At 72.0% G+C, this 13064-nt stretch carries 13 protein-coding genes; 4 read left to right on the top strand and 9 right to left on the bottom strand.

Translation table 11 applies throughout. The features are described 5' to 3' along the window. Window positions 1-60: 60 nt before the first annotated feature. Window positions 61-1509, bottom strand: a complete 1449-nt coding sequence (locus HP550_RS09685; RefSeq protein WP_425484435.1) for a gamma-aminobutyraldehyde dehydrogenase — start codon at window positions 1507-1509, stop codon at window positions 61-63. Window positions 1510-1683: 174 nt separating this feature from the next. Here HP550_RS09685 and HP550_RS09690 point away from each other — a divergent pair, with 174 nt between their 5' ends. Genes HP550_RS09690 through HP550_RS09700 form a run of 3 tightly spaced genes read left to right on the top strand, consistent with a single transcriptional unit; the run spans window position 1684 to window position 4885 of the window. Continuing rightward, window positions 1684-2160: an Lrp/AsnC family transcriptional regulator gene (locus HP550_RS09690; RefSeq protein WP_056093154.1), complete on the top strand. Its 477-nt coding sequence runs from the start codon at window positions 1684-1686 to the stop codon at window positions 2158-2160. Then, complete coding sequence (locus HP550_RS09695; RefSeq protein WP_175347476.1) at window positions 2157-3533, top strand: aspartate aminotransferase family protein; 1377 nt, start codon at window positions 2157-2159, stop codon at window positions 3531-3533. Before HP550_RS09690 ends, HP550_RS09695 begins: the two co-directional genes overlap by 4 nt. After that, window positions 3530-4885, top strand: coding sequence for an NAD(P)/FAD-dependent oxidoreductase (locus HP550_RS09700; protein WP_343048089.1), 1356 nt, complete (start codon window positions 3530-3532; stop codon window positions 4883-4885). The genes HP550_RS09695 and HP550_RS09700 overlap by 4 nt, the downstream gene beginning before the upstream one ends. A gap of 1 nt (window position 4886) precedes the next feature. On the opposite strand, the gene dxr is transcribed toward HP550_RS09700, so the two are convergent. From dxr to rpsB, 8 genes are all read right to left on the bottom strand, one after another. Then, window positions 4887-6044 carry a 1-deoxy-D-xylulose-5-phosphate reductoisomerase gene (gene dxr, locus HP550_RS09705; protein ID WP_343048090.1) on the bottom strand — a complete coding sequence of 386 codons (1158 nt, stop codon included), beginning with the start codon at window positions 6042-6044 and terminating at the stop codon, window positions 4887-4889. 37 nt (window positions 6045-6081) lie between these two features. Beyond that, window positions 6082-6636, bottom strand: coding sequence for a DivIVA domain-containing protein (locus HP550_RS09710; RefSeq protein WP_175347478.1), 555 nt, complete (start codon window positions 6634-6636; stop codon window positions 6082-6084). Next, window positions 6633-7760, bottom strand: a complete 1128-nt coding sequence (rlmN, locus tag HP550_RS09715) for a dual-specificity RNA methyltransferase RlmN (RefSeq protein ID WP_175347479.1) — start codon at window positions 7758-7760, stop codon at window positions 6633-6635. The genes HP550_RS09710 and rlmN overlap by 4 nt, the downstream gene beginning before the upstream one ends. A 25-nt stretch (window positions 7761-7785) precedes the next feature. Beyond that, window positions 7786-8628, bottom strand: coding sequence for a phosphatidate cytidylyltransferase (locus HP550_RS09720; RefSeq protein ID WP_175347480.1), 843 nt, complete (start codon window positions 8626-8628; stop codon window positions 7786-7788). Then, window positions 8628-9185 (bottom strand): ribosome recycling factor, encoded by a 558-nt coding sequence (frr, locus tag HP550_RS09725; RefSeq protein WP_175347481.1) that lies wholly within the window; start codon window positions 9183-9185, stop codon window positions 8628-8630. Before frr ends, HP550_RS09720 begins: the two co-directional genes overlap by 1 nt. Before the next feature lie 60 nt (window positions 9186-9245). Then, window positions 9246-9989, bottom strand: coding sequence for a UMP kinase (pyrH, locus tag HP550_RS09730; RefSeq protein WP_343048091.1), 744 nt, complete (start codon window positions 9987-9989; stop codon window positions 9246-9248). 85 nt (window positions 9990-10074) lie between these two features. Beyond that, on the bottom strand, window positions 10075-10920 hold the full coding sequence (tsf, locus tag HP550_RS09735; protein ID WP_175347482.1) for a translation elongation factor Ts: 846 nt from the start codon (window positions 10918-10920) through the stop codon (window positions 10075-10077). A 109-nt stretch (window positions 10921-11029) separates the two neighbouring features. Beyond that, entirely contained in the window at window positions 11030-12079 is a 1050-nt protein-coding gene (gene rpsB / locus HP550_RS09740) for a 30S ribosomal protein S2 (protein WP_175347483.1), read from the bottom strand. Between the two features lie 410 nt (window positions 12080-12489). Here rpsB and HP550_RS09745 point away from each other — a divergent pair, with 410 nt between their 5' ends. Then, window positions 12490-13053 carry a M23 family metallopeptidase gene (locus HP550_RS09745; RefSeq protein ID WP_175347484.1) on the top strand — a complete coding sequence of 188 codons (564 nt, stop codon included), beginning with the start codon at window positions 12490-12492 and terminating at the stop codon, window positions 13051-13053. The last annotated feature ends 11 nt before the right edge of the window (window positions 13054-13064 follow it).

The raw sequence follows: 13064 nt of genomic DNA on the forward strand, positions 1-13064 counted from the left end.
GCACCCGCCCGCAACGAAAATGTTGCACGGATGGAACATTCGACCCCGGGATCCGTCGGCTCAGGCGTCAAAAGCGGACATCACGTGCTTGATCCGCGTGTAGTCCTCAAACCCGTACATCGACAGGTCCTTGCCGTACCCGGAGTGCTTGAACCCGCCGTGCGGCATCTCGGCGACGAACGGGATGTGGGTGTTGATCCACACCACCCCGAAGTCCAGGGCCCGGGACACCCGCAGCGCCCGGCCGTGGTTCTGCGTCCACACCGAGCTGGACAGGCCGTAGCGCACGCCGTTGGCCAGCGTGATGGCCTCGTCCTCGTCGGTGAACGTCTGGACCGTGATGACCGGGCCGAAGATCTCGTCCTGCACGGCCTCGTCGTCCTGCTTCAGGCCGGACACCACGGTGGCCTCGACGAAGTAGCCGACGTCGCCCACGCGATGCCCGCCGGTCACGATCGACGCGTGGTCCGGCAGCCGGTCGAGGAACCCCGTGACCCGGTCCAGCTGCAGCGCGTTGTTGACCGGACCGAACGCGACGTCGGGGTCGCTCGGCACACCGGTGCGCTGCCCCTTGGCCGCCTCGGCGAGCGCCGCCACGAAGTCGTCGTGCACGGACGCGTGCACGAGCACGCGGGTGGCGGCCGTGCAGTCCTGACCGGCGTTGTAGTACCCGGCGCCGGCGATGCCCTCGGCGGCCGCCGCGAGGTCCGCGTCGGCGAACACGATCACGGGCGCCTTGCCGCCGAGCTCCAGGTGCACGCGCTTGACGTTGGCCGCCGCGGCCTCGGCCACCTGCGAGCCGGCGCGCACCGAGCCCGTGATCGCGACCATGTCGGGGCGCTGGTGGGAGACCAGGGCGCGGCCGGTGTCCCGGTCGCCGCACACCACGTTGAGCACGCCCGGGGGCAGCACCTCGTTGGCCACCTGACCCAGCAGGAGCGTCGAGGCAGGCGTCGTGTCGGACGGCTTGAGCACGATCGTGTTGCCGGCCGCGAGCGCCGGCGCGATCTTCCAGATGGCCATCATCAGCGGGTAGTTCCAGGGCGTGACCTGGCCGACGACGCCGACCGGCTCGCGCCGCACCCAGGACGTGTGCCCGGCCATGTACTCCCCGGCGCTCAGCCCGTCGAGCACCCGGGCGGCGCCGGCGAAGAAGCGCAGCTGGTCCACGCACGGCGGCACCTCGTCGGTGGCGGTCAGGTGCAGCGGCTTGCCGGTGTTCCGGGACTCGACGGCGACGAACTCCTCAGCCCGCTGCTCGATCGCGTCGGCGAGACGCAGGAGCGCGAGCTGGCGCTCGGCCGGCGTCGTGCGGCCCCACGTGCGGAACGCGTCCGAGGCGGCCCCGTACGCCGCGTCGACGTCCTGCGCCCCGGAGAGTGGCGCACGGGCGTACTCGACGCCGGTCGACGGGTCGATCACCGCCGTCGTGCGGCCGTCCGCGGCGGGACGCTGGGCGCCGCCGATCACGTTCTGCAGCTCGACGGTCTGGTCGGTGGCCTGGCTCACGGCAGTTCTCCTCACGGTCGGTGCGCCGCACGCTACGCCGCTCGCGCCAGTTTCGGGAGGCCAGAAGGTGCCGTTGCGCCGATCCCGGGGGCGCGAACGCCGAAATCAGAAGTTCACACGGCCTGTCGCGACGGATTCCTTGCATTGCGACCCTCTGCGCACCACCATCGGCGGGTGGGCACACGCAGACCAGCACCCGGACACCCGGCGCTCGACGACGTCTCCAAGGCGATCGTCGAGCAGCTCCAGGAGGACGGCCGGCGACCCTACGCGGCGATCGGCAAGGCGATCGGGCTGTCCGAGGCGGCCGTGCGCCAGCGCGTGCAGCGGCTGACGGACTCCGGGGTGATGCAGATCGTCGCCGTGACCGACCCGCTGCAGGTCGGGTTCACGCGCCAGGCGATGATCGGCCTGAAGTGCGAGGGCGACCTGTCCGTCGTCGCGGACGCGCTCGCCGAGCTGCCCGAGGTCGACTACGTGGTCATCACCGCGGGCGGCTTCGACCTGCTGTGCGAGGTGGTGTGCGAGGACGACGACCACCTGCTCGAGGTGCTCAACCAGAAGATCCGCTCGCTGCCCGGGGTGCGGACCACCGAGACGTTCGTGTACCTGAAGCTGCGCAAGCAGCTCTACAACTGGGGGACCAGATGAGTACGACTCCGCGGGGCACCGAGCGGTCCGAGGCGGCCAAGGCCCACCTCTGGGGCCACTTCACGCGGCAGAGCGCCTGGGACCACGGCGTCCCGACGATCGTGCGCGGCCAGGGGCACCACATCTGGGACGACCAGGGCCGCAAGTACATCGACGGGCTCTCGGGGCTGTTCGTCGTGCAGGCCGGGCACGGCCGCACCGAGCTGGCCGAGGCGGCACGGGTCCAGGCCGAGCAGCTCGCGTTCTTCCCGCTGTGGTCCTACGCGCACCCGCAGGCGATCGACCTCGCGGAGCGGCTGGCGGCCTATGCCCCGGGCGACCTCAACCACGTCTTCTTCACCACCGGCGGCGGCGAGGCCGTCGAGACCGCCTGGAAGCTGGCCAAGAACTACTTCAAGCTCACGGGCAAGCCGAACAAGTACAAGGTGATCTCGCGGTCCATCGCGTACCACGGCACCACCCACGGTGCCCTGTCGATCACCGGCCTGCCCTCGCTGAAGCAGCAGTTCGAACCCCTCGTCCCCGGCGCCCACAAGGTGCCGAACACCAACGAGTACCGGGCGCCCGAGCACCTGCGTGACGACCCGAAGGCGTTCGGCCGGTGGGCGGCCGACCGCATCGGCGACGCCATCGAGATGGAGGGGCCGGACTCCGTCGCCGCGGTCTTCCTCGAGCCCGTGCAGAACGCGGGTGGCTGCTTCCCGCCGCCCCCCGGGTACTTCGAGCGGGTGCGCGAGATCTGCGACCAGTACGACGTGCTGCTCGTCTCCGACGAGGTCATCTGCGCGTTCGGGCGCATCGGGTCGATCTTCGCGTGCGACGACTTCGGCTACGTGCCGGACATGATCACGTGCGCCAAGGGAATGACCTCGGGGTACTCCCCCATCGGCGCCCTCATCGCCTCCGACAAGCTGTACGAGCCGTTCAGGACCGGCAACGCCTCGTTCGCGCACGGCTACACGTTCGGCGGCCACCCGGTGTCCGCGGCGGTCGCGAATGCCAACCTGGACCTGTTCGAGCGCGAGGGCATCACGGCACACGTGAAGGAGTCCGCCCCCGCGTTCCGGCGCACCCTCGAGGGCCTGCTCGACCTGCCGATCGTCGGCGACGTCCGCGGCGAGGGCTTCTTCTACGGGATCGAGCTGGTCAAGGACAAGGCCACCCGCGAGACCTTCGACGACGACGAGAGCGAGCGGCTGCTGCGGGGGTTCCTGTCCGGGGCGCTGTACGAGGCCGGGCTGTACTGCCGCGCCGACGACCGCGGCGACCCGGTCATCCAGCTCGCTCCGCCGCTGACGTGCGGGCAGGCGGAGTTCGACGAGATCACCGGCATCCTGCGCGGCGTGCTCACCGAGGCCTGGGCGCGCCTGTGACGGCGCCCGTGTCGCTCTGGTTCGACCAGCTGCCGGCCGCCGCGCCGCTCGACCCGCTCGACGGGGACACCCAGGCCGACGTCGTCGTGGTCGGGGGCGGCCTGACCGGGCTGTGGACCGCGTACTACCTGCTCGAGGCGGACCCGTCGCTCGACGTGCTGGTGGTCGAGGCCGAGGTGGTGGGGTTCGGCGCGAGCGGGCGCAACGGCGGCTGGTGCTCGGCGCTGCTCCCCGTCTCCGGCGACGAGCTGGCGCGTCTGCACGGGCACGACGCCGCGGCCGCGATGCGCGCCGCGATGCGGGACACCGTGGTCGAGGTGGGCGGCGTGGCCGCCGCCGAGCAGATCGAGTGCGGGTTCGCGTTCGGCGGCACCGTCACGCTCGCCCGCAACCGCCCGCAGCTGGAGCGCGTCGCCGAGGGCGTGTCCACCGACGCGCGCTGGGGGGACGAGTCCCACCTGCTCGGCGCCGACGGGGTCGAGGAGCACGTCCGCGCCACGAGCGTGGTGGGCGGCTCGTACACCCCGGACTCCGCCCGCATCCACCCGCTGCGGCTCGTCCGTGGCCTGCTCGACGTGGTGCTCTCCCGCGGCGCCCGGGTGGCCGAGGGGACGCGCGCGCTGCGGCTGTCCCCGCGCGCGGTCGTCACCGACCACGGCATCGTGCGGGCGCGCTACGTGGTCCGGGCCACCGAGGCCTGGAGCGCCCACCTGCCTGGGTCCGGCCGGAGTGTCGCCCCGGTCTACTCGCACATGATCGCCACCGAGCCGCTGCCGCCCGAGGTCTGGGCGCAGATCGGGCTCGACCGCGCCCAGACGTTCACCGACGCGCGGAACCTCATCGTGTACGGCCAGCGCACCACCGACGACCGCATCGCGTTCGGCGGCCGGGGCGCGCCGTACCACGTCGGCTCCGGCATCCGCCCGGAGTACGACCAGGTGCGGGCGACGGCGGCACACCTGGCGCACGAGCTGGTGGACCTGTTCCCGGTGCTCGAGCGGGCCGAGATCACCCACCACTGGGGCGGGCCGCTGGGCGTGCACCGCGACTGGCACCCGTCGGTCGGGCTGGACGACGACGGGATCGGCTGGGCCGGCGGCTACGTCGGCGACGGCGTCGCGATGACCAACCTGGCGGGCCGCACGCTCGCGGACCTCCTCACCGGGTCGGACAGCGAGCTGACGCGGCTGCCGTGGGTGGGCCACCGCTCCCCCGCGTGGGAGCCGGAGCCCCTGCGGTGGGCGGGCATCACCGCGACGCGCAAGGCGACCACCTGGGCGGACCGGACGGAGGCCCGCACCGGTCACGCGAGCCGGTGGAGCGGCCTGCTCGAGCACGTGCTCAGGCACTGACTCACGCGCGCGCCAGGAGCTCCTGCGCGCGGGCGCGTGCCCAGACCTCGGCCGTCAGCACCGCGTCCAGCGTGAGGGCGTCGGGTGCGGTGCCGTCGTGCTCCCCGAGCACGCGCTCGACGGTCGACACGATGTCCAGGAACCCGATCCGCCCGGCCAGGAACGCCTCGACGCACTCCTCGTTGGCCGCGTTGTAGACCGCCGGGTGGGTGGCCGAGGCCGCGACCGCGTCGCGCGCCAGCCGGACCGCCCCGAACACCTGCTCGTCGAGCGGCTCGAACGTCCACGCGGTCGCGGCGGTCCAGTCGCACGGCGGCGCGACCGCCGGCACCCGGTCCGGCCACGACAGCCCGAGCGCGATCGGCAGGCGCATGTCCGGCGGCGACGCCTGCGCCAGCGTCGAGCCGTCCACGAACTCCACCATCGAGTGCACGACCGACTGCGGGTGCACCACCACGGTGATGTCCGCGACGGGCACGTCGAACAGCAGGTGCGCCTCGATGAGCTCCAGGCCCTTGTTCATCAGGGTCGCGGAGTTGATCGTCACCACCGGCCCCATCGACCATGTGGGGTGCGCGAGCGCCTGCTGCGGCGTCACCGCCTTCACCTCGTCGAGCGACCGGCCGCGGAACGGTCCCCCGGACGCCGTGAGGATCAGCCGCCGGACCTCCGCGTGCGTGCCGCCGCGCAGCGCCTGCGCGATCGCCGAGTGCTCGGAGTCCACCGGCACGATCTGGTCGGGTCGCCGGCGTGCGGCGTGCACCAGCCGCCCGCCGACCACCAGCGACTCCTTGTTGGCCAGCGCGAGCGTGCTGCCGGCCTCCAGCGCGGCGAGCGTCGGACCCAGCCCGACCGAGCCCGTGACGCCGTTGAGCACGATGTCGGCGCCGCGGCCGGCCAGCTCTGTGGACGCCTGCGGCCCGGCGAGGACCTCGACGCCCGGCAGCGCGTCGCGCAGCCGCTCCTCGGCCCGGGGGTCGGCGACGGCGACGGTGGACACGCCGAGCTCACGGGCCTGCCGGGCCAGCAGGGCGACGTCGCTCCCGCCCGCGCTCAGGCCGGCGACCGTGAACCGGTCGGGGTTGCGGGTGATGACGTCGACGGCCTGGGTGCCGATCGACCCGGTGGACCCGAGGAGGACGACGCTGCGCTGTGTCACGCGGTCCATCCTCGTGCATGGACCGCGACCGTCGTCCTCACTCGACGCCGAGCAGCACCTCGACCGCGCGGGCCAGGAAGGCGTCAACCGGACCCTCGGCGTACGCGTTGCGGCCCTTGCGGCGGCGGAAGGTCGCGGACCGCACCTCGGCGGCCGACAGCGGCGTGCCCTTGTCGAAGTAGGCGACCAGGCGCTGGCACAGCTCGTCCACGTCGGCCGGCTCGTACCCCTGCTGCCGGCCGTCGGGTGCGGCGAACCGGTCGCCGTCCGGGCGGCCCAGGCGGCCGTACAGGGTGCGCGCCTGCTCGCTCAGGCGGTTCATCCACGCCTGCTGGCCCTGCGTGGAGATGTAGTCGGCGCGCGACCGCGCCACGAACGCCGCCTCGAGCCGGTCGAGCGCGGCGTCGACGGCCGCGGTGACGTACCCGCCCCGCACCATGTCGAACGCCACGCCCCGCACGTCCTTGCTGCCCAGCGCGGCCGCGGGGCCGGTCTCGTAGACGGCCCGGGCGTGCGCGAAGAAGTCGTCGACCTCGTCCGGGTCGTACCCCTGCTTCAGGCCCGAGACGGTCCGGAACATCCCGTCGCTCACTCGTCCTCCTCCGCTGCGAGCTGCCCGCAGGCGCCGTCGATCTCACTGCCGCGGGTGTCCCGGATGGTGGTCGGGATCCCGTGCGCACGCAAGCGTGCCACGAACTCCTGCTCCACCCGGGGATCGCTCGCCGTCCACTTCGAGCCGGGCGTCGGGTTGAGCGGGATGGGGTTGCAGTGCACCCAGCCGCGGCCGCGGGCGTTGAGCTTCTCGCCGAGCAGGTCCGCCCGCCAGGCGTGGTCGTTGATGTCCCGGATCAGCGCGTACTCGATGGAGACGCGGCGGCCCGTGATCTCGAAGTACCGGTGCGCGGAGTCGATCGCCTCGTCGACGCTCCACCGCGTGTTCACCGGGACCAGCTCGCTGCGCAGCTCGTCGTCGGGCGCGTGCAGGGACAGGGCGAGCGTCACCGGGATGCCCTCCTTGGCCAGCCGGTCCATCGCCGGCACCATGCCCACCGTCGAGACGGTGATGTTGCGCGCCGACATGCCCAGCCCGTCGGGCGCCGGCGCGACGAGGCGGCGGACCGTCTCCATGACCGACTTGTAGTTGGCCAGCGGTTCACCCATGCCCATGAACACGACGTTGCTCAGGCGCGTCGGACCACCCGGCACCTCGCCGTCGGCCAGCGACCGTGCCGCGGCGCGCACCTGCTCGACGATCTCCGCCGTCGACAGGTTGCGCGTCAGACCCAGCTGACCGGTGGCGCAGAACGAGCACGCGAGGCCGCAGCCCGCCTGGCTGGACACGCACAGGGTGGTGCGGTTGGCGTAGCGCATGAGGACCGACTCCACCTTGGCGCCGTCGAACAGGTGCCACAGCGTCTTGACGGTCGTGCCCTGGTCCGCAGTCTGCGTGCGGTGCGCGGTGAGCAGCTGCGGGAACAGCCCCTCCACCAGCTTGTCGCGCGTGGCCTTCGGCAGGTCGGTCATCTGCGCGGGGTCGTTGGTCAGGTGCGTGAAGTAGTGCGTCGCCAGCTGCTTGGCGCGGAACGGCTTCTCGCCCAGCTCGGTGACGGCGTCGATCCGCTGCTCGGGCGTGAGGTCGACGAAGTGCTTGGGCGGCTTGCCGCGGGGTCCCCGGCTGGGCGAGGACAGGTCGAGACGCACGGGTGTACCGGTCATTGCGGGTACCCCCCTTCAGGTGAGATCAGGCGGGCTGGAGGACCGTGAGGACGACGTACACGGCGGGGGCGGTGAGCAGGAGCGAGTCGAGGCGGTCCAGGAGCCCGCCGTGGCCCGGCACCAGCCGGCCCATGTCCTTGAGCTCGAGGTCGCGCTTGAGCATCGACTCGGAGAGGTCGCCGAGCGTCGCGGTCACCACGGTGGCCAGGCCCAGGAACACCCCGACCAAGGGCTCGCCGCCGAACGCCACCTGGACGCCGACCACCCCGACGACGCAGGCCAGGACGATCGAGCCGGCGAGGCCCTCCCACGTCTTCTTCGGGCTCACCGACGGCGCGAGCGGGTGCCGGCCGAGCAGCACGCCGACGGTGTAGCCGCCCGTGTCGCTGGCGACGCAGAGCAGGATGAAGAGCATCACGCGGGCCGCGCCGTCGGGCTCCGCGAGCAGGAGCATGACGAACCCGCCGAGGAACGGCAGGTACGCCGCTGCGAACGCCCCCGCGGTCGCGTCGCGCAGCGCCGGCTGGCCGCTCCCGTCGAGCACGCGCCAGACGACGACCCCGCCGACCGTCAGCATGAACGCGACGAACAGCGCCTCCGGGCCGGCGGTGTACGCGGAGACGAGGATGCCGATGGCGCCGACCAGCAGCGGGAGCAGCGGGAGGTGGATGGCGCGGCGGGTGAACGCCTGCGCCAGCTCCCAGAGCCCGGCGCACACGCACAGCACCGCGACGACCGCGAAGGCCTCCTTGCGGATGAACAGCGACGCCACCACCGCCACGAGCATGGCGACGCCGACGACGATCGCGACCGGCAGGTCACGACCAGGGCGGGGGGTCCGGGTGGCGGCGATGGCTGTCTGACTCATCAGACCTCGAGGAGCTCGTTCTCCTTGGACGAGAGCAGGTGGTCGATGAGCTCCACGTGCTTCTTCGTCAGGGACTCGAGCTCCTTCTCCGCACGGGCCACCTCGTCCTCACCGGCCTCACCGTCCTTGACGATGCGGTCCAGCTCCTCCTTGGCGCGACGCCGCACGCTGCGCACCGAGATGCGCGCGTCCTCGGCCTTGGTGCGGGCCAGCTTCACGAAGTCCTTGCGGCGCTCCTGCGTCAGGGCGGGCAGCACGATGCGGATGACGTTGCCGTCGTTCGACGGGTTCACGCCCAGGTCCGAGTCGCGCAGCGCCTTCTCGATCGCGGTCGTCGAGGACTTGTCGAACGGGGACACCAGGATGGTGCGCGCCTCGGTGACGTTGAAGGACGCCAGCTGCTGGAGCGGCGTCGGGCTGCCGTAGTAGTCGACGTACACCTTGGAGAACATCGCGGCGTTGGCCCGACCGGTACGGATCGTCGAGAAGTCCTCCTTGGCGACCTCGACGGCCTTGTCCATCTTCTCTTCAGCCTCGAAGAGGGTCTCGTCGATCACCGGAGCTCCTTCGTGATGTCGTGTGGTTCTGAGTCGGTCACAGCCGATCGCAGCGTTCTCTCAGCTGGCGGTGATCAGCGTGCCGATCTTCTCACCCTGGAGCGCGCGCGTGACGTTCCCGGCCTCTTCCAGGCCGAACACGCGCATGCGCACGTTGTTGTCGCGGCACAGGCTGAGCGCCGAGCCGTCCATGACACCCAGGTCGTTGACCAGTGCGTCGGTGTAGGTCAGGTGGTCGAGCTTCACCGCGTCCGGGTCGGTCCGCGGGTCGGCCGAGTACACGCCGTCGACGCCGTTCTTGCCCATGAGGACCTCGTGGCAGTGCGTCTCTAGCGCGCGCTGGACGCTCACCGTGTCGGTGGAGAAGTACGGCAGACCGGCGCCGGCGCCGAAGATCACGACGCGGCCCTTCTCCAGGTGCCGGATGGCGCGCAGGGGGATGTACGGCTCGGCCACCTGGCCCATCGCGATCGCCGTCTGCACGCGCGTGCTCACACCGGCCTGCTCGAGGAAGTCCTGGAGCGCCAGGCAGTTCATCACCGTGCCGAGCATGCCCATGTAGTCGGCACGCGCACGGTCCAGACCGCGCTGCGACAGCTCGGCTCCGCGGAAGAAGTTCCCGCCGCCGACCACGATGGCGACCTGGACCCCGGCGCGGACCGCGACCGCGATCTCGGCGGCGACGCGCTGCACGACGTCGGCCGCCAGGCCCACGTCACCGCCACCGAACGTCTCTCCCGAGAGCTTGAGCAGCACGCGCCGCTCCGGCACAGCCCCGCGTGTCGACTCGACGTCCTGGGTCACTGCGCCTCCACGAGAGTTGGGTGGTTCTGGTTGCGACGGTGGCCCCGACCCCGCAGGGCCGGGGCCACCGTCGATTCCTTGAGGGTCAGGCTCCCACGCGGTAACGGACGAAGCCCGTCAGCGTGCCGCCGGCCTCGGCGAGGACCTGCGCGACCGTCTTCTTGTTGTCCTTGGCGAACGCCTGCTCGAGCAGCACGTTCTCCTTGAAGAAGCCGTTCAGGCGGCCCTCGATGATCTTCGGCAGCGCAGCCTCGGGCTTGCCCTCGTTGCGGGCCGTCTCCTCGGCGATGTGGCGCTCGTTCGCGACGATGTCGGCCGAGACCTCCTCGCGCGTCAGGTACGTGGGCGAGAACGCCGCGATGTGCGTCGCGATGTCCCGGGCCACGCCGGCGCCGGCCGCGTCGGTCGCGACGAGCACGCCGACCTGCGGGGGCAGGTCCTTGCTGACCTTGTGCAGGTAGACCTCGACGTGCTCGCCGGCCACGCGGGCCAGCCGACGCACGACCAGGCGCTCGCCGAGCGTGGCGGCGGTCTCGTCGACGATCGTCTGGACGCTGGAGCCGTCGACCTCGGAAGCCAGGAGCGCGTCCGCGTCGCGGGCCGGGGAGTCCACGGCTGCCGCGAGCACCCGGGCGGCCAGCGCCACGAAGTTAGGGCTCTTCGCGACGAAGTCGGTCTCGGAGTTGATCTCGACGAGCACGCCGGTCTGACCCTCGCCGTCGGCCGTCGGGCCGACGTGCGCGACGACCAGGCCGTCGGAGGCCGCACGGCCCTCACGCTTGCCGACGCCCTTGAGTCCCTTGACCCGGATGATCTCGAGCGCCTTGTCGGAGTCGCCGTCGGCCTCCTCGAGCGCCTTCTTGACGTCCATCATTCCGGCACCGGTCTTCTCGCGCAGCGCCTTGATGTCTGCGAGCGAGTAGTTCGCCATCAGTCGTGTCCGTTCCTCGTGTGTCGTGATGTTGATGCGGGACCTGAGCAGGCCCGGTGACGTGCTGCGGTGCCGGCTGCCCCGTCGGGGGCAGCCGGCACCGGCAGGGTCACTTGGAGTCGGCGTCGCCCTCGGCGGCAGCCTCAGCGGCGGCCTCGGCCGGAGCCGGGGTCTCCTCGACGGGGGCGGTCTCCTCGGCGACGGTCTCCTCGACGACGGGCTCCTCGACGACAGGCGTCTCGACGACGGGCTCGGCCACGACGTCCTCGACGACCGGCTCGGCCACGGCGTCCTCGGAGACGACCTCCTCGGCGATCTCGGTCGTCGCCTCGGCGACGGCCTCCGTCGCGTCGGCGGCGACCGCGGCACCGGCCAGGTCGGCCTCGGCGCCGGCCAGCAGCTCGCGCTCCCACTCGGCCAGGGGCTCGGCGTCGGCCTCGGCGCCCTCGGCGGCCGCGGTGCGACCCGAGTGACGCTTGAGCAGACCGTCGGCCGCGGCGTCGGCGATGACGCGCGTCAGCAGCTGGACCGCGCGGATGGCGTCGTCGTTGCCCGGGATCGGGTAGTCGACGACGTCGGGGTCGCAGTTGGTGTCCAGGATCGCCACGACGGGGATGCCGAGCTTGCGCGCCTCGTTGACCGCGAGGTGCTCCTTGTTCGTGTCGACGATCCAGACGGCCGAGGGGACCTTGGCCATGTCCCGGATGCCACCGAGCGTCTTGGCCAGCTTGTCCTTCTCGCGGCGCAGGACGAGCAGCTCCTTCTTCGTGAGGTTCGAGCCCGCCACGTCGTCGAAGTCGATCTGCTCCAGCTCCTTGAGGCGCTGGAGACGCTTGTGCACCGTGCTGAAGTTGGTGAGCATGCCACCGAGCCAGCGCTGGTTGACGTAGGGCATGCCGACGCGCGCGGCCTGGTCGGCGACGGGCTCCTGCGCCTGCTTCTTCGTACCGACGAACAGGATCGTCCCGCCGTGCGCGACGGTCTGGCTGACGAAGTCGTAGGCGTTGTCGATGTACGACAGCGACTGCTGCAGGTCGACGATGTAGATGCCGTTGCGCTCGGTGAAGATGAAGCGCTTCATCTTGGGGTTCCAGCGGCGGGTCTGGTGTCCGAAGTGGACACCGCTCTCGAGCAGCTGGCGCATGGTCACGACGGCCATGGCACGTCCTTCCGGCGCGCACCGCAGGGTGCGCACGCGTCAAGGCGGACCCGTTCCGGGGCCCGCATCTCGGTTGTCGGCTCCGACCAGCTGGTCGGCGCCCCTGGCGTCATGTCGTCAGCCGCACCGAGCACTGCGCGAGGCACGTGCATCGGACCGCTGCGGTGATCGACCCCGTCGTGCGGACCTCGTCGGCCGTGTGGCTGACGGTGTCCCGGATCGGGTGGATGACGCGCGAAGTCGACCGGTACGGACCGGTCGCACCAGAAGTTTAGCCGATCGCGGGGCCTGGTCCGCACCAGCCGCACCAGCACGCCCGAGCCGACCACAGCCCCCCGCCGGCGTGTCGGCTTCCACGGCCGGGTCGCCGGCACCCTCGTCCGGTGCCGAGTCCGTCCAGGATCGCGGCCATGACCCCTCGATCTCCGGCCCTCCGCCTGTCCGCCGCGCTCGGATCCGTCGCCGTGCTGCTCTCGCTGGGGGTCGTCGCCGTCGCCTCGGCCGGGTCGGCCGGTCCACCCGGGGCGCCACCGCCCGTCGGGACGTACCGCCTCCCGCTCGGGTCGGAGGCCGACGTGACGCGGGGGTTCGAGCCGCCTCCGCAGCCCTGGGCGGCGGGCCATCGCGGGGTCGACCTCCGGTCGTCGCCCGGAGCAGACGCCCTGTCCCCCGTCGGAGGCGTGGTGACGTACGCGGGCGGCGTCGGTGGCCGCGGCGTCGTGACCGTGACCGACGCCGCGGGACGTCGGTCGAGCGTCGAGCCGGTCGTCCCGACGGTCCGCGTGGGCGACCTCGTGGCGCAGGGCACCCAGCTGGGCACCGTCACGTTCGGGAGGTCGCACTGCGCGCCAGGCACCTGCCTGCACTGGGGCGTACGGGTGGGCGGCGACTACGTCGATCCGCTCACGCTGCTGCCCGGAGCAGGACCGGTGGTGCTGCTGCCCCTCGACGACGCCGCCGGGCTGGGCCGGTGAGCTCGTGCCGC

It is taken from the genome of Cellulomonas humilata, from assembly GCF_013359775.1.
Classification (GTDB): Bacteria; Actinomycetota; Actinomycetes; order Actinomycetales; family Cellulomonadaceae; genus Cellulomonas; species Cellulomonas humilata.

Excerpts from the sequence above, each read along its gene's own strand:
- HP550_RS09695 (WP_175347476.1), top strand. The coding sequence starts at position 2,157 with ATGAGTACGACTCCGCGGGGCACCGAGCGGTCCGAGGCGGCCAAGGCC.
- rlmN (WP_175347479.1), bottom strand. The coding sequence starts at position 7,760 with ATGACCGGTACACCCGTGCGTCTCGACCTGTCCTCGCCCAGCCGGGGA.
- HP550_RS09720 (WP_175347480.1), bottom strand. The coding sequence starts at position 8,628 with ATGAGTCAGACAGCCATCGCCGCCACCCGGACCCCCCGCCCTGGTCGT.
- tsf (WP_175347482.1), bottom strand. The coding sequence starts at position 10,920 with ATGGCGAACTACTCGCTCGCAGACATCAAGGCGCTGCGCGAGAAGACC.
- rpsB (WP_175347483.1), bottom strand. The coding sequence starts at position 12,079 with ATGGCCGTCGTGACCATGCGCCAGCTGCTCGAGAGCGGTGTCCACTTC.
- HP550_RS09745 (WP_175347484.1), top strand. The coding sequence starts at position 12,490 with ATGACCCCTCGATCTCCGGCCCTCCGCCTGTCCGCCGCGCTCGGATCC.